The sequence below is a fragment of the Halomonas sp. E14 genome (genome assembly GCF_052568415.1).
Window position 1 is genome coordinate 2,648,064 of sequence record NZ_CP199423.1, and the last position, 20,646, is coordinate 2,668,709.

General features: G+C 66.2%; 22 protein-coding genes. 11 read left to right on the forward strand and 11 right to left on the reverse strand.

Annotated features, from left to right (window positions below; translation table 11 throughout):
• Positions 1-20: 20 nt before the first annotated feature.
• A complete protein-coding gene (locus ACT7B3_RS12360; RefSeq protein WP_444677165.1) occupies positions 21-605 on the reverse strand; it encodes an anthranilate synthase component II in 585 nt (194 codons plus the stop codon).
• A gap of 339 nt (positions 606-944) precedes the next feature.
• On the opposite strand from ACT7B3_RS12360, the gene ACT7B3_RS12365 reads away from it, so the two are divergent.
• The gene (locus ACT7B3_RS12365) at positions 945-1,931 is read left to right on the forward strand and encodes a metal ABC transporter solute-binding protein, Zn/Mn family (RefSeq protein ID WP_444677164.1); all 987 of its coding nucleotides are present in this window, start codon (positions 945-947) and stop codon (positions 1,929-1,931) included.
• A 110-nt stretch (positions 1,932-2,041) separates the two neighbouring features.
• On the opposite strand, the gene trpE is transcribed toward ACT7B3_RS12365, so the two are convergent.
• Genes trpE through rpe form a run of 4 tightly spaced genes read right to left on the reverse strand, consistent with a single transcriptional unit; the run spans position 2,042 to position 5,215 of the window.
• Positions 2,042-3,529: an anthranilate synthase component I gene (gene trpE, locus ACT7B3_RS12370; RefSeq protein ID WP_445158140.1), complete on the reverse strand. Its 1,488-nt coding sequence runs from the start codon at positions 3,527-3,529 to the stop codon at positions 2,042-2,044.
• Positions 3,526-4,227, reverse strand: a complete 702-nt coding sequence (locus ACT7B3_RS12375; RefSeq protein WP_444677163.1) for a phosphoglycolate phosphatase — start codon at positions 4,225-4,227, stop codon at positions 3,526-3,528. The genes trpE and ACT7B3_RS12375 overlap by 4 nt, the downstream gene beginning before the upstream one ends.
• Positions 4,212-4,505: a GIY-YIG nuclease family protein gene (locus ACT7B3_RS12380; RefSeq protein ID WP_445158141.1), complete on the reverse strand. Its 294-nt coding sequence runs from the start codon at positions 4,503-4,505 to the stop codon at positions 4,212-4,214. Before ACT7B3_RS12380 ends, ACT7B3_RS12375 begins: the two co-directional genes overlap by 16 nt.
• Positions 4,502-5,215: a ribulose-phosphate 3-epimerase gene (rpe, locus tag ACT7B3_RS12385; RefSeq protein ID WP_444677161.1), complete on the reverse strand. Its 714-nt coding sequence runs from the start codon at positions 5,213-5,215 to the stop codon at positions 4,502-4,504. The genes ACT7B3_RS12380 and rpe overlap by 4 nt, the downstream gene beginning before the upstream one ends.
• A 211-nt stretch (positions 5,216-5,426) precedes the next feature.
• Between rpe and cysP the strand changes: the two genes are divergently transcribed.
• From cysP to ACT7B3_RS12405, 4 genes are read left to right on the forward strand one after another with little or no spacing between them, the layout of a single operon-like run.
• Positions 5,427-6,440, forward strand: coding sequence for a thiosulfate ABC transporter substrate-binding protein CysP (cysP, locus tag ACT7B3_RS12390; protein ID WP_445158142.1), 1,014 nt, complete (start codon positions 5,427-5,429; stop codon positions 6,438-6,440).
• Positions 6,441-6,461: 21 nt separating this feature from the next.
• Positions 6,462-7,325, forward strand: a complete 864-nt coding sequence (cysT, locus tag ACT7B3_RS12395) for a sulfate ABC transporter permease subunit CysT (RefSeq protein WP_444677159.1) — start codon at positions 6,462-6,464, stop codon at positions 7,323-7,325.
• Complete coding sequence (gene cysW / locus ACT7B3_RS12400) at positions 7,325-8,152, forward strand: sulfate ABC transporter permease subunit CysW (RefSeq protein ID WP_444677158.1); 828 nt, start codon at positions 7,325-7,327, stop codon at positions 8,150-8,152. Before cysT ends, cysW begins: the two co-directional genes overlap by 1 nt.
• A complete protein-coding gene (locus tag ACT7B3_RS12405; protein WP_444677157.1) occupies positions 8,149-9,246 on the forward strand; it encodes a sulfate/molybdate ABC transporter ATP-binding protein in 1,098 nt (365 codons plus the stop codon). Before cysW ends, ACT7B3_RS12405 begins: the two co-directional genes overlap by 4 nt.
• A 15-nt stretch (positions 9,247-9,261) precedes the next feature.
• On the opposite strand, the gene ACT7B3_RS12410 is transcribed toward ACT7B3_RS12405, so the two are convergent.
• Entirely contained in the window at positions 9,262-9,702 is a 441-nt protein-coding gene (locus ACT7B3_RS12410; protein ID WP_445158143.1) for a GNAT family N-acetyltransferase, read from the reverse strand.
• Positions 9,703-9,860: 158 nt separating this feature from the next.
• Here ACT7B3_RS12410 and ACT7B3_RS12415 point away from each other — a divergent pair, with 158 nt between their 5' ends.
• The gene (locus ACT7B3_RS12415; RefSeq protein WP_445158144.1) at positions 9,861-10,451 is read left to right on the forward strand and encodes a YajG family lipoprotein; all 591 of its coding nucleotides are present in this window, start codon (positions 9,861-9,863) and stop codon (positions 10,449-10,451) included.
• A gap of 19 nt (positions 10,452-10,470) precedes the next feature.
• Here ACT7B3_RS12415 and ACT7B3_RS12420 read toward each other — a convergent pair whose 3' ends face one another.
• The 3 genes from ACT7B3_RS12420 to ACT7B3_RS12430 form a co-directional block, all read right to left on the reverse strand.
• Positions 10,471-11,103, reverse strand: a complete 633-nt coding sequence (locus tag ACT7B3_RS12420; RefSeq protein ID WP_445158145.1) for a thiopurine S-methyltransferase — start codon at positions 11,101-11,103, stop codon at positions 10,471-10,473.
• Between the two features lie 19 nt (positions 11,104-11,122).
• Positions 11,123-11,719, reverse strand: coding sequence for a TIGR04211 family SH3 domain-containing protein (locus tag ACT7B3_RS12425; protein ID WP_444679299.1), 597 nt, complete (start codon positions 11,717-11,719; stop codon positions 11,123-11,125).
• 199 nt (positions 11,720-11,918) lie between these two features.
• Positions 11,919-12,248 carry a DUF1820 family protein gene (locus ACT7B3_RS12430; protein ID WP_445158146.1) on the reverse strand — a complete coding sequence of 110 codons (330 nt, stop codon included), beginning with the start codon at positions 12,246-12,248 and terminating at the stop codon, positions 11,919-11,921.
• A gap of 277 nt (positions 12,249-12,525) precedes the next feature.
• On the opposite strand from ACT7B3_RS12430, the gene miaB reads away from it, so the two are divergent.
• The 5 genes from miaB to lnt all read left to right on the forward strand — a co-directional run bounded on the left by miaB (position 12,526) and on the right by lnt (position 17,935).
• Positions 12,526-13,869: a tRNA (N6-isopentenyl adenosine(37)-C2)-methylthiotransferase MiaB gene (gene miaB, locus ACT7B3_RS12435; RefSeq protein WP_444677155.1), complete on the forward strand. Its 1,344-nt coding sequence runs from the start codon at positions 12,526-12,528 to the stop codon at positions 13,867-13,869.
• A 64-nt stretch (positions 13,870-13,933) separates the two neighbouring features.
• Positions 13,934-15,025 (forward strand): PhoH family protein, encoded by a 1,092-nt coding sequence (locus tag ACT7B3_RS12440; RefSeq protein ID WP_444677154.1) that lies wholly within the window; start codon positions 13,934-13,936, stop codon positions 15,023-15,025.
• Entirely contained in the window at positions 15,022-15,552 is a 531-nt protein-coding gene (ybeY, locus tag ACT7B3_RS12445) for an rRNA maturation RNase YbeY (RefSeq protein WP_444677153.1), read from the forward strand. Before ACT7B3_RS12440 ends, ybeY begins: the two co-directional genes overlap by 4 nt.
• Positions 15,549-16,424 carry an HlyC/CorC family transporter gene (locus ACT7B3_RS12450; protein ID WP_444677152.1) on the forward strand — a complete coding sequence of 292 codons (876 nt, stop codon included), beginning with the start codon at positions 15,549-15,551 and terminating at the stop codon, positions 16,422-16,424. The genes ybeY and ACT7B3_RS12450 overlap by 4 nt, the downstream gene beginning before the upstream one ends.
• Before the next feature lie 29 nt (positions 16,425-16,453).
• Positions 16,454-17,935 carry an apolipoprotein N-acyltransferase gene (gene lnt / locus ACT7B3_RS12455; protein ID WP_445158147.1) on the forward strand — a complete coding sequence of 494 codons (1,482 nt, stop codon included), beginning with the start codon at positions 16,454-16,456 and terminating at the stop codon, positions 17,933-17,935.
• Between the two features lie 100 nt (positions 17,936-18,035).
• Here the strand turns inward: lnt and phaC are convergent, their stop codons facing one another.
• Together phaC and ACT7B3_RS12465 are read right to left on the reverse strand one after the other, a co-directional pair.
• The gene (gene phaC, locus ACT7B3_RS12460) at positions 18,036-19,877 is read right to left on the reverse strand and encodes a class I poly(R)-hydroxyalkanoic acid synthase (RefSeq protein WP_445158148.1); all 1,842 of its coding nucleotides are present in this window, start codon (positions 19,875-19,877) and stop codon (positions 18,036-18,038) included.
• 209 nt (positions 19,878-20,086) lie between these two features.
• Complete coding sequence (locus tag ACT7B3_RS12465; protein WP_444677151.1) at positions 20,087-20,524, reverse strand: phasin family protein; 438 nt, start codon at positions 20,522-20,524, stop codon at positions 20,087-20,089.
• Positions 20,525-20,646 lie beyond the last annotated feature (122 nt).

A 20,646-nucleotide genomic window follows, 5' to 3' on the forward strand; every position in this document is an offset into this window, starting at 1 on the left:
GGTCTCCTCTTTCAGGCGGGTCAGCGGCGCTTCAGGAAATTGGCCAGCAGTTCATGGCCCTGGCGGGTCAGGATCGACTCCGGATGGAACTGCACGCCCTCGATATCCAGCTCGCGATGGCGCAGGCCCATGACCAGGCCCGGCGTCACGTCATCCTCGGTAGTCCAGGCGGTGACCTCGAGACACTCCGGCAGCGTTTCTGCCTTGACCACCAGCGAGTGATAGCGCGTGACTTCGAGCGGGTCCTCAAGGCCGGCAAACACGCCCTGCCCGCCGTGGCGAATGCGCGAGGTCTTGCCGTGCATCACCTGGGGCGCACGTACCACCTCGCCGCCATAGACCTGGCCGATGGCCTGGTGCCCGAGACAGACCCCCAGGATCGGCAGCCGACCGGCGAAGTGACGTATCGCTGCCAGGGAAATACCCGCCTCGTTGGGGGTGCACGGGCCAGGCGAGATCACCAGGTGGCTGGGCGCCAGCGCCTCGATCTCTTCCAGCGTGATGGCATCGTTGCGGTAGGTCACCACCTCGGCGCCCAGTTCGCCCAGGTACTGCACCACATTGAAGGTAAAGCTGTCGTAGTTGTCGATCATCAGCACGGACATGGCGATGAGGTCCTGTTCAAGCGAGAAAGCATCTAGGAAGTGTCAACTCGGCCAGCCGTGCGGGTCTGCTTCGGACACAAAAAAGCCGCCCCGACGGCGGCATTTTTTTCATTCGTCAGCGTGCCGCCCCTGGTCAGGAGCGCCACCACTGGGCAAAGCATGAGAGTCGATTCAAAGCGTTCATGGCTACATAGTGCCGCCGCCGAGTCCTGACTGTCAACGCGCCAGGCGGCCTGGCTAGCATCTGGCACGATACCGGTCGCCAAGAGGCGCGGCTGGCCAGCTTGGAGCCTAGCCTCTATCATCGGCCCATGCGCTTTCGCAAAAAGGAGGTTGACGATGCGCTTTACACGCCCTGCCCTTGCTTGGCTGGCCGTTCCTTTTGTTGCCATGGCAGGCAACATTCCAGCCGCAGCGGCCTCCCCCAAGGTGATTGCCTCCTTCTCAGTACTGGGCGACCTGGTGCATCAAGTCGGCGGACACCACATCGATCTGGTAGTGCTGACGCCGCCCGACGCCGAAGTTCACCAGTGGGAGCTGACGCCCCAGAACTTCATCGCGATGGAAGACGCCGACCTGGTGTTCTACAACGGCTATCAGCTCGAACAGTGGATCCGCCAGATCTATGCCACGGTAGGCAACCGTGCCCGCATCGTTCCCCTGGCCGAGGCCAGCGGTTACCCCACCCAGCCAATCATCACCGGCGAGCTGACCGGGGAACCCGATCCACACCTGTGGATGGACCCGCGGGCAGTGTCAGCCTATATCGACGTTATCGCCGAGCAGCTGAGCGAGCTCCACCCCGCCGCCGCCGAAAGCTTCCAGGCTCGCGCCGAAGCCGCCCGCAACGCCCTGGCCTCGCTGCACGAGGAGCTGCTCGAGACGCTGGCCGACATTCCCGAGTCGCAGCGCCTGCTGATCACCTCCGAAGCCGCCTTCGTCTACTTTGCCGACGCCTATGACTTCCGCCACGACAGCATCTGGGGGTCCAACGCCGAGAGCGCCAGCGCACCGCACCAGGTCATGCGGATCATGCAGCGCATCGAGCAGACCGAGCCGCCCGCGCTGTTCTGGGAAAGCACCGTATCGGATCGCTACATGCGCAGCATCGCCAGGGACACCGGCATCGAAATGGCCGGCCCGCTGTACGTGGACTCCCTCAGCGAAGCGGGCGGCCCGGCGCAGAACTATATCGCCATGATGCGCCACAATGCGCGCCTGATCCGCGATGCTCTCGGCGAGTCCGAACAGCAGCCCGAGGGGCCAACGCGCGAAGCGCAGGGGGCCAACGAAAAGAAGCCCAAGGCGACACCAGAAGCGGGCTGATCGCCTCGCTCCGAGCCGCCCTGCCAAGGGGCTTGCCAGAGGCGAGGCGTTAGCGACACACCGCTTGAGACACGTCGTGAGCGAGGGGCTGAGCTGCGGCCCCGCACCGGCTAGAGGTTGTCCAGCCCCTTCTCGGCCATCGCCACGGCGCGGAAGATGGCGCGGCCCTTGTTCAGGGTCTCCTGCCACTCGAGCTCGGGCACCGAGTCGGCCACCACGCCGGCGCCCGCCTGCACGTGCAGCACGCCGTCCTTGATCACCGCGGTACGGATCGCAATCGCCGTATCCATGTTGCCGTGCCACGAGAGGTAGCCTACCGCCCCCGAGTAGATGCCGCGCTTGACCGGCTCCAGCTCGTCGATGATCTCCAGCGCCCGGATCTTGGGCGCCCCCGAGAGGGTGCCGGCGGGGAAGGTGGCGCGCAGCACGTCCATGGCGGAGAGCCCCTCCTTCAGCCGCCCGGTAACGTTCGAGACGATATGCATGACGTGGGAGTAGCGCTCCACGCTCATCTGGTCGGTGACGCGGACCGTGCCGGTCTCGCTGATGCGCCCGACATCGTTGCGACCCAGGTCGATCAGCATCAGGTGCTCGGCCACCTCCTTGGGGTCGCCCAGCAGGTCGGCCTCGAGCGCCCGGTCTTCCTCCTCCGTGCGGCCGCGGATGCGGGTGCCGGCGATCGGACGCACGGTGACCTCGCCATCCTCGAGCCGGGTGAGGATCTCCGGCGAGGAGCCCACCACGTGGTGATCATCGAGGTTGAAGAAGAACATGTAGGGCGACGGATTGAGGCTGCGCAGGGCGCGGTAGAGGTCGAGCGGCGAGGCCTGGTAGGGAATCGACATGCGCTGCGACGGCACGCACTGCATCACGTCGCCCGCCAGCACGTACTCCTTGATCTTGTCGACCGCCGCCTTGAACCCCGCTTCGGTGAATCCGGAGGTGAAGTGCCCCTCCTCCACCGCGCTGCGCCCGGTACCGGGGCTGGCGGCCTGCGGGCTGGCGGTACGCAGGCGTCGCTCCAGCCCCTCCAGGCGGGCTACCGCCTGGGCGTAGGCCTCCTCGGCGGCCGGGTCGGCGTGGGTCCACAGCGTCAGGCGACCAGAGAGGTTGTCGAACACCACCAGCTCGTCGCAGACCATCAGCAGGATGTCGGGCACCCCCAGCGGGTCGGGCTTCTCCACGCCGCGCAGGCGTGGCTCAATGTAGCGGATGGTGTCATAGCCAAAGTAGCCGACCAGCCCCCCGTCGAAGCGCGGCTGGTCGTCGAGGCGCGGCACCCGGAAGCGCCCCTGGAACGCCTCGATCCAGGCCAGGGGGTCGGCCTCCTCGTGATCCTGCGGCGGCTCGCCCGCTTTCACATGGGTAATTCGGAAGCCGCGCACCTCGATCCGTTCCTGGCACGGCAACCCGATAATGGAATAGCGTCCCCACTTCTCGCCGCCCTGCACGGACTCCAGCAGGAAGGTCCACGGCTCGTCGGCCAGCTTCAGGTAGGTCGACAGCGGCGTGTCGAGATCGGCCAGCACCTCCCGGGTGACCGGTATGCGGTTGTAGCCAGCCTCGGCCAATTCACGGAAACGTTGAGCGGACATCATGCCCGGGTCCTCGCAGATGGATGGGGAAATGGCGTGACGAGTGCATCGAGGGTCTCAACCATGGCGTCGGGCCGGCTGTCGCGTACCGGCTCGCCGTGGTTGTAGCCGTAGGGTACCGCCAGGGTGCGAAAGCCGGCGGCGCGCCCGGCGTCGATGTCGTGGCGCGAATCGCCCACCATCAGGCAGGCATCGGGACGGATGGCAAAATGCGCCGCCGAGTGCAGCAATGGCGCCGGGTCCGGCTTCTTCTGTGGCAGGCTGTCGCCCCCCAGGCACAGCGTAAAGTGCGACTCCAGTGCGAAATGCGCCAGGATCGGCTGGATGAAGGCGAACGGCTTGTTGGTCACCAGCGTCAGGATCAGCCCCCGTTCACGCAGGGCATCGAGCGCTTCGCGCGCGCCGGGGTAGAGCCGCGTGCGCTGCACCGGCGCCAGGCCATAGTGGTGAAGGAAGCGCTCGTGCGCCTGCGCCAGGCGCTCCGCTGTCGCGGGCGGCCCATCGGCGGCGGCCAGGGCTCGCTCCACCAGCTTGCGCGAACCATTGCCGACCCAGTTGCGTACGCCGGCCTCCCCGGCCGGAGGCAGGCCGCACTCGGCCAGCACCGCGTCCACGGCCGCCGCCAGGTCGGGTACCGAATCGACGAGGGTGCCGTCCAGGTCGAAACTGACCAGCTCGATGTCCTTCAGGATGGGGTGCATGCTGTCTCCTCGCTGGGCGGCCGCCGCTGCAGCCAGGCCCGTTTCTGCGCCGCCGACAGGCGCTTGATCGCGGCTTCCAGGCGCAGCGCCTCGCCCTGGCTGCCCACGGCCTCGAAATGGCGCAGCGCCAGGGGGCCGCAGCCGCGCAGCGCCTTGGCCCCCCGCCCCGCCTCATGCTGGGCGATGCGGCGATGCACGTCGGTGGTAATACCGGTATAGAGCTTTCCCTTGGCCGTCTCGACCATATAGAGGTACCACGGCGCAGGCGCTGCACTCACGTGGTAGGAGCCTCCAGGGTGGCAAGCTGTTCGCGGAAGCGGCGCATCACGCTGTCGTAGCGGTGCGGGTCGGCGTCGCTTGCCGCTCCGAACACCGCCGAGCCCGCCACAAAGGTATCGGCTCCGGCACGAGCGACCTCGGCGATGTTCTCCACCTTAACGCCGCCATCGATCTCTAGGCGAATGGCGCGGCCGGAAGCATCGATACGCTGGCGCACCTCGCGCAGCTTGTTCAGCGTACCGGGAATGAAGGCCTGCCCACCGAAGCCCGGGTTGACGCTCATCAACAGGATCATGTCGAGCTTGTCCATCACGTAGTCGAGGCAGGCAAGCGGCGTGGCCGGGTTGAGCACCAGCCCGGCCTGGCAGCCGCCGTCGCGGATCAGCTGCAGCGAACGGTCGATGTGCTCGGACGCTTCAGGGTGGAAGGTGATATAGCTGGCACCGGCCTCGATGAAATCGCCGATCAGGCGGTCGACCGGTTTGACCATCAAGTGCACGTCGATCGGCGCCGTGACGCCATGCTTGCGCAGCGCCTGGCAGACCATGGGGCCAATGGTCAGGTTGGGCACGTAGTGGTTGTCCATGACGTCGAAATGGACGATGTCGGCACCGGCGGCCAGCACGTTGTCGACCTCCTCGCCGAGGCGAGCGAAGTCTGCAGAGAGAATCGAGGGGGCAATGAGGAAGTCGCGGGTGGCGTCGGTCATGGTCGTCCAGGCGGTCGCTCGGGAAAGAGCCCCTATGCTACCAAAAACCGCCAAGGCCGTTGACGCACTGGCGACAACAATTCGAGACACCGGCCGGGGCAGGCAAAGCGCAACAGTCATATTTCAAAATAGAATAAAAACGATAATTGTAATTCCTGCTTTGCAGCCTTACCCTTGCACCCATCACCCGAATTCCGCTGGAGATCGCCGCATGGTCCTGCTCAACACACTTCGCCGCACTGTGCTTGCCGTCGCCCTGGGCGCCGGCCTGGCCACCCCGGCACTCGCCGCCGATCGCGAACTGCTCAACTCCTCCTACGACATTGCCCGCGAACTCTTCGCCGCCATCAACCCGGCGTTCAGCAATCAGTGGCAGGCCGAGCATGGCGAGGCGGTACGCATCCAGCAGTCCCACGGCGGCTCGTCGGCCCAGGCCCGCGCCATCCTGCAGGGGCTGCGCGCCGACGTGGTCACCTACAACCAGGTGACTGACGTCCAGGTGCTCGCCGACGCCGGCCTGGTCGCCGAGGACTGGCAGCAACAGCTGCCCAACAACGCCTCGCCCTACTACTCCACCACCGCCTTCCTGGTGCGCAAGGACAACCCCAAGGGGATCGAGAGCTGGGACGACCTGGTGCGTGAAGACGTCAAGATGGTCTTCCCCAACCCCAAGACCTCGGGCAACGGCCGCTATACCTACCTGGCCGCCTGGGGCTTCGCTCAGCAGCAGTTCGACGGCGACGAGGCGCAGGTTCACGACTACATGCGCACCTTCCTGCGCAACGTGGCGGTGTTCGACACCGGCGGTCGCGGCGCCACCACCAGCTTCATCGAGCGCGGCATCGGTGACGTGCTGATCAGCTTCGAATCCGAGGTCAACAACATCCGCCAGGAGTACGGCAGCGACGACTACGAGGTCATCGTGCCGCCGGTCAGCATCCTGGCCGAATTCCCGGTCGCCGTCGTGGCCCCCAACGCCGAGCGCAACGGCAACCTGGAGCTGGCCCAGGCCTACGTGGAGTATCTCTACAGCGAAGAGGCCCAGCGCCAGCTGGCCGGCTTCAACTACCGCGTGCACCACGAAACGGTCATCGAAGAGTTCGCCGACCAATTCCCCGAAACCGAGCTGCTGCTGGTCGAGGAGATCGCGGGCAGCTGGGAAGAAGCGATGGAAACCCATTTCGGCAATGGCGGCCTGCTCGACCAGCTCCAGCGCCGCCGCTGATCCAGCAAAAGTGACCGGCTGATGACGCAACGCACCTTTTCACTCGGATTCGGCAGCACCCCCAAGCGGGTGCTGCCCGGCTTTGGCATCTCGCTGGGCATCAGCCTGACCTTCGTCTCGCTGATGCTTCTGCTGCCGATGACCGGACTGTTCGGCCAGCTGGCCGGCCTGAGCCTGGCCGAGTACTGGGCGATCATCACCGACGAGCGCGTGGTGGCGAGCTATGTCGTCACCATCGGTGCCGCCGCCTTCGCTGCCATCGTCAACGCCGCCTTCGGCCTGCTGCTGGCCTGGGTGCTGGTGCGCTACGAGTTCCCCGGCAAGCGGCTGCTCGACGCCCTGATGGACCTGCCCTTCGCCCTGCCCACCGCCGTGGCGGGCATTACGCTGGCCACGCTCTATTCCAGCAACGGCTGGATGGGCCAGCTGCTGGAACCGCTCGGGATCCAGGTGGCCTACACCTGGGTCGGCATTGCCCTGGCCATGGCCTTCACCAGCATTCCCTTCGTGGTGCGCACGGTGCAGCCGGTGCTGGAGGACATGCCGGGCGAGGTGGACGAAGCCGCCCTGACTCTGGGTGCCTCGGACCTCACCGCCTTTCGCCGCGTGATCCTGCCCCACCTGTGGCCAGCCCTGGTCACCGGTACCGGGCTCGCCTTCGTACGCTCGCTGGGCGAGTTCGGCGCCATCATCTTCATCGCCGGCAACATGCCCTACGAGACCGAGATCACCGCGTTGATGATCTTCGTGCGGCTGCATGAATACGACTATGCCGGCGCTTCCGCCATCGCCTCGGTAGTGCTGTTCGTCTCGCTGGCACTGCTGCTCGCCATCAACGTGTGGCAGGGCCGCTTCATCAAGCGTCTGCATGGAGGACACGGCTGATGCAACGGATCGGTGACGCCCCTTGGGCCCGACGCACTCTGGTCGGCGCCGCACTGGTGCTGGCCGCCCTGTTCCTGCTGCTGCCGCTGGTGGCGATCTTCGCCCAGGCCTTCGCGCAGGGCGTCGGGGTGTTCTGGGCCAATATCAGCAACGAGTACACCCTCGCGGCGATCGGCCTCACGCTGTTCATCGCGCTGCTGACCATTCCGGTGTGCCTGGTGTTCGGCGTAGCGCTGGCCTGGCTGGTAACACGCTTCCGCTTTCCGGGGCGGCGCATCCTGCAGACTCTGATCGACATCCCCTTTGCCGTGTCGCCGGTGGTGGCGGGGCTGGTCTACCTGCTCCTCTACGGCCGCACCGGCTGGCTCGGCGCCTGGCTCGACGGCCATGACATCCAACTGATGTTCGCCTGGCCCGGCATCCTGCTGGTGACCATCTTCGTCACCTGCCCCTTCGTCGCCCGCGAGCTGATCCCGCTGATGCAGGCGCAGGGCTCCCGCGAGGAGGAGGCGGCCGTCACGCTGGGCGCCCCGGGCTGGACCATTTTTCGCCGGGTGACCCTGCCCAACATCCGCTGGGCGCTGCTCTACGGCGTGATCCTGACCAATGCCAGGGCGGTCGGCGAGTTCGGTGCGGTTTCGGTGGTTTCCGGCGCCATTCGCGGCCAGACCAACACGCTGCCGCTACACCTCGAACAGCTCTATCAGGACTACAATACCGTGGGCGCCTTCGCCAGCGCGTCGCTGCTGGCCCTCATCGCCCTGCTCACGCTGGCCGCCAAGGCCGGCCTGGAATGGCGCGCCGCGCGCCGGGAGGTTGAGCCATGAGCATCCACCTGCACAACGTAGGCAAGCACTTCGGTCGCAGTCGCGCCCTCGAGCCGGTCAACCTCGAGATCCACGAGGGCGAGCTGGTCGGGCTGCTTGGCCCCTCCGGCTCCGGCAAGACCACGCTGTTGCGCATCATCGCCGGCCTGGAAACGGCCGACCGCGCACCCGGCGGACGCATCCTGTTCGGCGATCGCGACGTCACCCACCTGCACGTGCGCGACCGCCGCATCGGCTTCGTCTTCCAGCACTACGCCCTGTTCCGGCACATGACGGTGTTCGACAACGTGGCCTTCGGCCTAACCGTGATGCCGCGCAAGAGCCGCCCCTCCACCGGCGAGATTCGCCGCCAGGTCCACCGCCTGCTGGAGATGGTCAAGCTCGAGCAGCTCGCCGACCGCTATCCCGCCCAGCTCTCGGGCGGTCAGCAGCAGCGGGTCTCCCTGGCGCGTGCGCTGGCGCTGAAGCCCGACGTGCTGCTGCTCGACGAGCCGTTCGGCGCGCTGGACGCCAAGGTGCGCCAGGAGCTGCGCCGCTGGCTGCGCCACCTGCACGACGAGCTGAACTTCACCAGCCTGTTCGTCACTCACGACCAGGAAGAGGCACTGGAGCTGTCCGACCGCGTGGTCGTGATGAGCAACGGCCGCATTGAGCAGATCGACACCCCCGATACGCTTTATCGCCATCCGGCCAACCGCTTCGTGTTCGAGTTCCTGGGAGACGTCAATCATCTGGAGGGCACGGTTCGCAACGCCGTGCTGACCTGCGGCGAGGCCAGGCTCGCGGTGGAAATCCCCGATGGTACGGAGGAGCTGCTGCTGCGTCCCCACGAGATCGAACTGGCCAAGGCGCCCACTGCGGCTGCCCACCTGCCGGCCACGGTGACCGCGATCTCCCCGGTGGGGGCGGAGGTCCGGGTGGAGCTGGAAGCGAGCTGGATGGCCGAGCCCTGGCTTGCCACCATCAGCCATGCTGACTACGAGCGCCTGGCGCTGTCGCGCGGCGCACGCCTGTTCATCGTGCCGCGCCGGTGGCACCGATTTCCCGCCGAGACGCAGGTAGCCGCACCGCGGCGCCACGCCCTCGCCTCCTAGCACGCCATGGTGGCGTCAGCCCTGGGCCGGCTGACGCGACCAGGCCATCAGGGTCTCGTTTTCGCCGCTGAGCGGCTCGGGGCGCTCTTCGAGGGCCTGGAAGCCCAGCCGGCGGTAAAAAGAGACGGCGCGCACATTGCGTGAATAGACGCACAGCGTAATTCTCTCTCGCCGTGCCATGGCATGGGCCATCAGGTGAGTGCCGTGGCCAAAGCTCTGTACCTCGGGGTCGATGAACAGCGCCTCGAGGTGGTCGCCCTGGAGCGCGGCGAAGCCGATGGCGCGCCCTCCCACCTCCAGCACGTAGGTTTCGGCACCCGGCAGGTAGTGCTGCGCCATCGCCTCGGCGCGCTGGGCCCAGAACTCGGCCGGGATGAAGCCGTGCGCCTGGCGGGAAGCACGCAGCCAGATATCGACGAGACTGGGTATATCCGACGCAACGGCACAACGAATCATGGCGACTTCCCCCGGTGAAGGCTCCATTGTAGCCACGACTCGACGTTGCAAGGCAACGCTGTTGCGGCGCTGCGGCTGCCGATATACTCGCCCCTGCGTCAACGGTGGCAGCGCCATGCCCGTCTGACCTGTTCAACCTGACACCCGGGAGGCTCGGAATGAATCGACGTCATCTTCTGCGTGCCGGCGCCACGCTGCTGGCAGGCGCCCTGCTGGCCGGCTGCGCCAGCCCGCATTATCTGCAGCTCGATCCACAGCGCAGCACGCCGGTCCCGCAGGCCGGAGGCGGCCAGGCGATTACCGTCATGGCGGTCGACGACCGGCATGGTGAAGTGATCGGCACCCGCACCGGCAGCGCCATGTCCACGGCCGTGATCAGCGTCAGCGCCCACGAGCTGGTCCCGCGTCTGCAGCGCGAAGCCGAGCGCGCCGTGCGCGACATGGGCTTCTCGCCCACTACCGAGCCCGCCGACGGCCGCCCCAGCCTGACGCTGACGCTGCTGCACCTGGGCTACGAGCGGGGCGACAGCCGCCCGGTGATCGACGAGGCACGCCTGGAAGCCGTGCTGGAAGCGAAGGCGGTCAATCGCGGCAACACCTACACCGGCACCTACACCTCACGCCGCACCCAGAGCTACGCCGTACGCCCCGACCGCGAGACCAACGCGCGCATGCTCAACGACCTGATCGGCGACGCCCTGGACCGCGCCTTCAGCGACCCCGAGCTGGCCCAGCTGCTGGCACGCTAGCGCAAGGGCCCGAGGGGGTTCAGTGATTCGGCCCCCGCCGCACCAGCGCCCAGGCGCTTTCACGAAAGCCGCTGCCGGGCTCCGGGTCGCCGTCGTCCAGGTGGGTGATCTCGAAATTGGGCTCGAACAGCTCAACGACCTCGTCGGCGGCCACGCTGTAAGGCGGGCCGCCGGCATCGGGGCGCGTCAGAGTGATCAGCAGCCCCTTCGCCCCGGGTGGGATCAGCTGCGCCAGATGAAAGGCATAGCGCTGGCGCGTGGCTGGCGGCAGCGCAATCAGTGCGGCACGATCGTAGAAGGCACCGATTTCCGCCGCCTGCTCGATATGGAAGTGGAAGAAGTCGCCGCACCAGAGTTCGACGCTGCCCTGGCGACAGATCGCGAATGGTTCCTGCTGGTAGCGCGACACGGCCCCCCGCCCTTCGGCGACGAACTGCTCGATCGCCTGCTCGGCCAGCTCGATGCCCAGCACCGGGTGGTCATGGCGCGCCAGCCAGCGCATGTCGAGGCTCTTGCCACACAGCGGCACCAGCACCTTGGCGCCAGGCTTGACCCCGAGCTGCGGCCAGAAGCGCACCAGCGTCGGGTGCGTGTCCTCGCGGTGAAAGCCGATACGGCCTTCCCGCCAGCGGTCCCGCCAATCCTGTGTCATGTCGTGTTTCCTCGGCCGCTCAGAACCAGCGGTCGCGCTTGCGCCGCCTGCGCGGCAGGTGCGGCACGATCAGGCCAACCAGCAGCCCTGCACCGGCCACGCCGCCGCCATACATGAAGTAGCGCATCAGCAGATCCTCCTCCTGGGTATCGAGGCGCGCCTGCAGCTGGCGGATAGTCTGGCGGGAGCGGTCGGCTTCGCTGTCGAGCTGGCGATTGCGTGCCTCCAGTTCGGCGATGCGCTGCTCCCGGCCCTGGAGGGTTTCGGTCATCACCGACACCCGGCTCTCCCAGTTTTCGTTGATGCCCTCGAGCTCGGCCTCGAGCTCGGCGACCTGGCTGGCCAGCACCGGGAGCTGCTCGCGGGCGCTCGGGGAGTCCTGCAGCTCATCGCTGAGCACCCATACGGTGTTGCCCTGTCCATCCTCGACCCGACTGTAGCTGCCGCTCGTCTCGAGCAGCCTCACCGGCTCGCCCGCGGTCAGGGTGCCGATGATCCGATAGCCGTCCGTCGGACCGCTGCGTACGTAGGTGGTCAGCTCGTCGGAGACCCAGTGGGTATTGCCGTTCTGCTGGGCCTGCAGGGGCAGGGCGACCAGGCCCAGACACACCCCCATGCAGAGTTTCTTCAATTTCGTCATGCTGTTGTCCTGGCTGTCGAGCCGGGCGCAGCAGATGCCGCACCGCTACCGTGATGCTTTGTCGTCTATCCACAGTTCCTGTGGATAAGCTCCGGGAAAACCGCTGGAAAGGCACTGCGAGGGGCCATAGGTTCTGGCCTACGCCGTGCTGGTCGAATGATGACCAGCGGCGCGCTCAGCGCTCGCCCCTGGGCGGCGGCATTGGGCCGCGGGGGAACTCGGCCACCCGCCCCTCGCTCTTCACCGCCCGCGCCGGGCCCTCGCGCTCCACCTCATCGATGCGGATGATGGCGTTCAACGGCAGGTAGCTGCGCTTCACTCCCTCGAAGGTCAGCCGCAGCTTGTCCGCCGAGGGGTCGACCACGAGCTTCGAGCCGTCCTGGAAGACAAACTCCTCGACCTCGATGAACCCCCAAAGTTCGCTCTGGAAGATCTCGCGAGCATAGAGCTCCCACACTTCACCCTGCTGGTGAAACACCACCCGATAGACCGGTTTGGCCGCCATAAGGCCGGAATTCCTCGCTGTTGGAACTGCGTTGCTCTCGTGATGCCTCGGCCCGGTGGAGCCGGCATCGCTGCGCAAGCCTATCACACCTGGCAGGGTCGGCACGCGTCGGCGCACACGCTGGCCCGAGCCCCTCGGCTTACGTATAATAGCGCCTCCTTCGAGAAGGGCTTCACGCCCGGGCACCGGCCAAACCGGCCGACTCCGCTGAAGCCGCATTCCCGCGACACTCCACTCACCGGTGACGCACGTCGGACGACCGACCCGACCTATTCTTATGGCGAAGAAACTCTTCATCAAGACACACGGCTGCCAGATGAACGAGTATGACTCCGCCCGCATGGCGGACCTGCTCGGCGAATCCCATCAGCTCGAACTGACCGATGACGAAGGCGAGGCCGACGTCATCCTGCTCAACACCTGCTCGATTCGCGAAAAGGCCCAGGAGAAAGTCTTCCATCAGCTCGGCCGCTGGAAGAAGCTCAAGGAGGCCAACCCCGACCTGGTGATCGGCGTGGGTGGCTGCGTAGCCAGCCAGGAGGGCGAGGCACTGCGCAAGCGGGCACCCCATGTCGACATGGTGTTCGGCCCCCAGACTCTGCACCGGGTGCCAGCGATGCTCGACGCGCGCCGCCACAACCAGATCGCGATGGTGGACGTCACTTTCCCCGAGATCGAGAAATTCGACCACCTGCCCAAGCCCAGCTCGGACAGCGCCACTGCCTTCGTCTCGGTGATGGAGGGCTGCTCCAAGTACTGCACCTTCTGCGTGGTGCCCTACACCCGCGGCGAAGAGGTGTCACGCCCCTTCGAGGCGGTGATGGACGAGGTGATCCACCTGGCCGACCAGGGAGTGCGCGAGATCAACCTGCTGGGCCAGAACGTCAACGCCTACCGCGGTGAGAACCAGCTGGGCGACGAGATCGACCTGGCCGAGCTGATCGCCTGCGTGGCGGCGGTGGAGGGCATCGACCGCATCCGCTTCACCACCTCGCACCCCGTCGAATTCAGCGACAGCCTGATCGAAGCCTACGGCGAGATCCCCGAGCTCGTCAGCCACCTGCACCTGCCGGTGCAGTCGGGCTCCGACCGCATCCTCACGGCCATGAAGCGCGGCCACACCGCCGAGGAGTACGTGGCCAAGATGGAACGCATCCGCGCGCTGCGCCCCGACATCAGCTTCTCGTCGGACTTCATCATCGGCTTCCCCGGCGAAACCGAGGAGGATTTCGAAGCGACCATGAACCTGATCCATCGCATCGGCTTCGACCACTCGTTCAGCTTCGTCTACTCGGCGCGCCCCGGCACGCCGGCCGCCTCGCTGGCGGATGACACGCCGGAAAGCGTGAAAAAGCAGCGCCTGGCGATCCTGCAGGAGCGCATCAACCAGCAGGCGATGCAGATCAGCCGGCGCATGGTAGGCAGCACCCAGCGCATTCTGGTCACCGGCTTCGCGCCCAAGGACCCCGGCCAGCTCTCCGGGCGCACCGAGAACAACCGCGTCGTCAACTTCCGCGCTGCCAATCCCACCGAGCTGATCGGCCACTTCGTCGACGTGACCATCACCGAGGCCCTGCCCAACTCACTGCGCGGCGAGCTGGCCGCGCCACACCTGCATTGAGCCTGCCACCAACGTTGCCCCGGCCACCGCCGGGGCATTATGCTGGGAGCAACACTCGCCACGCATGGATCCCATTGTCTTGAGCCAGCACGCCTCTCAGGCCAACCGTATCATCACCTTGAGCCTCGAACCCAACGATCCGCAGCGCCTGGCCAACCTCTGCGGGCAGCGCGATGAACACCTCAAGCTGGTCGAGGATCGCCTCGGGGTCACGCTGCGCAACCGCGGCAACGTCTTTCAGCTGGCTGGCCCCGGGCACCGCGTCAAGGCGGCAGCCAACGTGCTCGAGCACCTCTACCGCGAAGCGGAAGCCAGCGATCTCGCCCCCGATACCGTGCACCTGTTCCTGCAGGAGTCAGGCCTCGAGGCGCTGGACGAGGAGGAAGGCCCCAGTGACGACGAGATGCTGCTGCGCACCCCCAAGCTGCTGATCAAGCCGAGGGGCCAGAACCAGCAGAACTACGTCGCAAGCATTCGCCAGCACGACATTAACTTTGGCATCGGCCCGGCCGGCACCGGCAAGACCTACCTGGCGGTGGCGGCGGCGGTGGAAGCGCTCAACCAGCAGCAGGTACGGCGCATCCTGCTGGTACGCCCGGCGGTGGAAGCTGGTGAAAAGCTCGGCTTTCTGCCCGGCGACCTGGCGCAGAAGATCGACCCCTACCTCCGCCCCCTCTACGACGCCCTCTACGAGATGCTGGGGTTCGAGCAGGTGGGCAAGCTGATCGAGCGCCAGGTGATCGAAATCGCCCCGCTGGCCTACATGCGCGGCCGCACCCTCAATAACGCCTTCATCATTCTCGACGAGAGCCAGAACACCACTCGAGAGCAGATGAAGATGTTCCTGACCCGCATCGGCTTCGGCTCCACCGCCGTCATCACTGGTGACGTGACCCAGGTCGACCTGCCGCGCGGGCAGAGCTCGGGGCTGATCCAGGTGCTCGAGGTGCTCAGGGGCACCGCCGGTATCGGCGTGACCCACTTCGCCGCCAAGGACGTGGTGCGTCACCCGCTGGTGCAGCGCATCATCGAAGCCTACGAGAGCTTCGAGGCCGACCAGGAAGTGCAGGAACGGGCTCGACGCGAAGCGCGCGAGCGCGAGCGCGAAGCCCTGCGCCAGGAGCGCGAGCGCCACAGGAGCGACGGCAGCGCATGAGTCACGGTCCGCTGATCGACCGACAGGTCGCCTGCACCGCCAACGAGCTGCCCGACCTCGCCTCCCTCAACGCCTGGGTGGCGGCGGTACTGGCGCGGTTCCCCGACGAGACGCGCCATGAGCTGACCGTGCGCTTCGTCGACGCCGAGGAAAGCCAGACGCTGAACCGCGACTACCGCGGCAAAGACCGCCCCACCAACGTGCTGTCGTTTCCGTTCGAAAACCCGCCCGGGCTGGTGCTCCCGCTGCTTGGAGACCTGGTGATCTGTCACCCCGTCGTTGCCGAGGAGGCTCAGGCTCAAGGCAAGCGGCTTTCCCATCACTATGCGCATCTGGTGGTACACGGCACCCTGCACCTGCTCGGCCATGACCACCAGGAAGAGAGCGAGGCCGAGGCCATGGAACAGCTCGAACGCGAGATTCTGACCGGCTTCGCCATCGACGATCCCTATGCCCCGGCGCAGCTCGAGGCGCCTGGGCACGACCCATCCGGCGGCGATGACGAGAACAAGAGGCGCGACCGATGAGTGACGACCGAACGACCGGCCCGGGCGGCAGGTCCTGGCTGGACAGACTGCTCGGTGCCCTGTCAGGCGACAGCGAAGGGCCCAGCTCCCGCGACGAGCTCATGGGCTTTCTGCGCGAGGCCGCCACGCGACTGAAGCTCGAGCAGGATGCGCTGACGATCATCGAGGGTGCGCTGCAGATCAGCGACCAGCAGGTTCGTGAGGTGCTGATCCCGCGCTCCCAGGTGGTGGCGATCGCCGCCGACCAGCCTGCCGAGGAGTACCTCGCGCTGATCCACGAGACGGGCCACTCGCGCTACCCGGTGGTTGGCGAGAACCTCGACGAGGTCAAGGGCCTGCTGCTGGTCAAGGACCTGCTGCGCCTGCTCAACTGCCCCGAAGAGGAGCGCGAGCGCTTTCGCCTCGAGGACGTGGTGCGACCGGTCATGTTCGTGCCCGAATCGAAGCGACTCAACAGCCTGCTCAAGGAGTTCCGCGATACCCACAACCACATGGCGGTGGTGGTGGACGAGTATGGCGGCACCGCCGGCATCGTTACCATCGAGGATATCCTGGAACAGATCGTCGGTGACATCGAGGACGAGCACGACACCGAAGAGGACGACGACATCCGCGAGCTGGGCGAAGGGCGCTACGCGATTCGCGCCCTGACGCCCATCGAGGACTTCAACGAGCGCTTCGGCACCGAGTTTTCCGACGACGAATTCGATACCGTGGGCGGCCTGGTGATGCAGCGCTTCGGCCATCTGCCGGGGCGCGGCGAGCATACCGAGCTGGGCGGCTGGCGCTTCACCGTGCTCAATGCCGATAATCGCCGGATTCGCCTGCTGGAAGCCGTGCCGGATGACGGCCACGGTACTCAGGAAGAGTGATCCCACGACACAAGGAACCACGATCTCCCATGACCGAAACGCGATTCCCCCCGGCTCTCGGTTATCTCCTGGCGCTGGTCGCTGGGGTGCTGGTCACCCTGACCGCTTCGCCCTTCGAACTCTGGTGGCTCGGCCCGGTAGCGGTCGGCCTGATGTACCTGGGCTTTCACCAACTGACCCCGGGGCAGGCGGCGCTAAAGGGCTGGCTGTTCGGCATCGGCCTGTTCGGCTCCGGCGCCTCCTGGGTGTATGTTTCCATTCACGACTATGGCTACACCGGGATGCCCCTGGCGGTGTTCCTCACCTCACTGTTCGTGGTCGCCATGGCGCTGTTCGTGGCCGTGGCGCTGTGGCTGTATCGCCTGCTGTGCGGGCCGCGCCTGGCCTTTCTCTCCTTTGCCGGCGCCTGGGTGCTGGGTGAATGGCTGCGTACCTGGCTGTTCACCGGCTTCCCCTGGCTGCTGCTGGGCAACGCCCATGTGGATTCACCCCTGGCCGCCTGGGCGCCCATCGGCGGGGTCTACGCACTGTCGTTGATCACCGCGCTATCGGGCACTCTTGGCGTCGAATTCCTGCGCCGCCGCTGGTGGGCCGCCGCCCCCGTAGCGGCACTGTGGATCGCCCCGCTGCTGCTGCCGACCGCATGGACCGAACCGGCCCGCGAACCGCTGCGCATCGCGCTGCTGCAGGGCAACCTGCCGCAAGAGATCAAGTGGACCGAGCAAGGCCGGCGCGTCGCGGCCAACACCTACCTGGAGCTGACCCGCGAGCTGCCCGACGACATCGACCTGGTGGTCTGGCCGGAGGCGGCCCTACCGATGTTCGAAGATGAGGCGGAACCGCTGCTGGCCAGAGCTCAGGCCCAGTTGGCCCCCGGCAGCGCGCTGCTCACCGGCATCCTGCAGCGCGACGATGAGGGCCGCTATTTCAACAGCGTCGTCGGCGTGGGCAACGCCGAGGGCCAGTATCGCAAGGAGCACCTGGTGCCCTTCGGCGAATACCTGCCCCTGGAGCGCTGGCTGCGTGGCACCATCGCCTTCTTCGACCTGCCGATGCCGGCCATGACGCCGGGGCCAAGCGGACAGCTGCCGATACGCGCCGCCGGCACGGTGATCGGCAACGCCATCTGCTACGAGATCATCTACGCCGACCTGGTGGCGAGGCGCGCCATCAACGCCGAGCTGCTGCTGACGGTCTCCAACGACACCTGGTTCGGCGAGTCGATCGGCCCCCTGCAGCACATGCAAATGGCACGCCTGCGCGCACTGGAGAATGGCCGCTACGTGGTGCGCGCCACCAGCAACGGCGTAACCGCCATCATCGACCCAACGGGGCGCGTCACCGCGCGGCTTCCCCAGTTCGAGACCGCCGCGCTGGTCGGTGAAGCCGTGCCCATGCAAGGCCTCACTCCGTTCACGCGCACCGGCAGCGTGCCGGTCTGGCTGCTCTCCGCCCTACTGATGCTGCTGGGCCTGCACAACAGGAAGCAGCCCCAGCCGCAGGTTCAGTGATTGCAGGCGCCCTTATAGCAGCAAGGCCCACCGCTTGGTGGGCCTTGTTTATTATGCGCTGCCGCTGCGGCTGTCGCCGCGAACGGCGCTGGCTCAGGGCTCAGGCGCCGTCCGACGCAGCCACCTCGCCGAGCACCTCGGGGATGGTCATGCGCACATAGCGCCCCGGCGCCTCTTCCAGCAGCGGCAGCTCGCCGTCACCCGGCTGGCGGGCCGGCACCCGCTTGGCCGCATCGGCATAGCCGTTGTCGGTCATCCACTGCTGCCAGTGCGGCCACCAAGAGCCCTCGTTGGCTTTCGCCCCCTCGAGCCAGGCCTCGTGGGTCTCGGGCAGTGAATCGTTGGTCCAGTAGCCATACTTGTTCTTGTGCGGCGGGTTGACGACACCGGCGATGTGACCGGAGCCGCCCAGCACGAAGGTGACCGGCCCCTTGGGCAGCAGCGCACCGTAGTAGGTACTGTTCCACTTGGCGATGTGGTCTTCACGGGTCGAGACGAAATAGCTCGGCGTGGAGATCTTGCGCAGGTCGATGCGCACGCCGTCGAGCTCGATCCCGCCGGGCTCCACCAGCCGATTCTCCAGGTACATGTGGCGCAGGTACCAGCCATGGGTGCCGGCCGGCAGGTTGGTGCCGTCGGAGTTCCAGTACAGCAGGTCGAACGGTGCCGGGTTCTCGCCCTTCAGGTAGTTGCTGACGTAGAACGACCAGAACAGGTCATTCTCGCGCAGCAGGTTGAAGGTGTAGGCCATGGAGCGGCCGTCCAGGTAGCCGGCCTCGGCCATGCGCGCCTCGAGCCCGTTGAGGATCGGTTCACTGAGCAGCACGCCGAGTTCGCCGGGGTCGCGGAAGTCCTGCAGCGTGGCCATGTAGGTCACGGACTTCACCTTGCGCGCCCGCCGGGTGCTGGTGAGATAGGCCACCGTGGAGGCGGTCAGAGTGCCGCCGATGCAGTAGCTGACCACATTGACCGACTTCTCGCCGCAGGCCTGCTCGATGGCATCCATGGCGCTGATCGGCCCCATCTGCATATAGTCGGCCCAAGTCAGGTCGCGCTGCTCGGGGCCGGGGTTGCGCCACGAGATCAGGAAGACCGTGTGGCCCTGGTCCACCAGCCACTTGACGAAGGAGTTGTCCTGGCGCAGGTCGAGGATGTAGTACTTGTTGATCCAGGGCGGCACGATCAGCAGCGGGGTCTTGAACACCGTCTCGGTGCTAGGCGTGTACTGGATCAACTGGATCAGTTCGTTCTCATAGACCACGTGCCCCGGAGTCACCGCGATGTTGCGACCGATCTCGAAGGCGCTGCGGTCGGTCATCACCACGTTGAGGCCGTCGGAGGAGTTGGCCAGGTCCTGGCGCAGCTGATTGAGGCCGCTGACCAAGTTTTGGCCCTTGGTCTCCAGCGTGCGTCGCATCACCTCCGGATTGGTGGTGATGAAGTTGGTCGGCGCCATGGCATTGACGACCTGGCGGGCATAGAACGCCAGATTGCGCTTCTGCTTCTCGGACAGGCCTTCGAGCTGTTCGACAAGCTCCTCCACCGTGCGCGAGAACAGCAGGTACTGCTGCATGATGGCGCGGTAGTAAGGGTCCTGGTTCCAGGCGTCGTCCTTGAAGCGTCGATCCCCCTTGGGCGGGGCCACCAGCGGCTCAATCGCTTCGCCCGACAGCAAGCGCAGCCCCTGCTGCCACAGCTGGTACTGGTCCTGCAGCAGGCGTGTCTGGGTCTGCCACAGCAGCTGGGGGCTGCGGGTCAGCGACTCGGCGCCGGCCTTGAATGCCTCGCACATCTCACCCTTGATGGAGTCGGCCGCCGAATCAGGGGTCATGCGTTCGAGCATCTCCTGCATCAGCGCCTGGTACTGCTGGCCGATCTCCTTGAGCTGCGTGTTCCATTCGTCCAGCTCGGCCTGGGATGTCACTTCCAACCCTGACTGCATTCTGCCCCCCTCCTGTTTCTCGATAACGCCCAGATCTTTAGCGCCGTAATCAAATAACGCCCTGATCGATAGCGCCCTGACGGGCGGCGCCACGCTACCGATGGTGCGCAGTGCCTCACGAATGCGAGCCGCCCCCATGCTCATTGTCATCGTTGGTCATGGAGGCAGCGCTGCCGCCGGCGCCTGGCCGAACGGCGGTTTCTTCGATCTCAGCTCTTGCGGGAAGCCTGGCTGTTGGCCTTGGCGGGCGCGTCGGGCTTGCTCGCCTCGTCTTCCTTGGCGGTGCCACCGCTGGCCGGTGCCTGCTCGCTGAGCTGCTGGCTGACTTCGCCGAACAGCTTTTCCAGCTCGGAGCGGAACTGCTGGCTCATTTCGCCCATGGCCTGCGCGTCTTCCATCATCTGCTGCGAGAGCTCGCGCATCATCTCTACCTGCTGCGCGCCGAACTCCTGCAGGTCGCGCACGTCCTTGATCTCAGACGCGCTGCGCATGCGCTCGGTGCCCAACTGGCTATAGCGCTTCATGGCCTCGAGCTGGTACTCGGTCATCTTTTCCATGTTGCCGAGCATGACGGAGTTCAGCTTGCGCATGGGTTCGAAGAACCGGCGAGTCTGCTGATTGAAGTTGTCGAGCATCTTGTCCTGCATGGTGGGTAACCTCCTGTGGGCCGTTGCATGCGGGCGCAGCTATCGCAGTCAAGTCGAGCGTCTCATGCTGCACCGCACAAAGCGTAGCCTGACGCCGCCTTGGCCGCAACCTCATTTCCCTA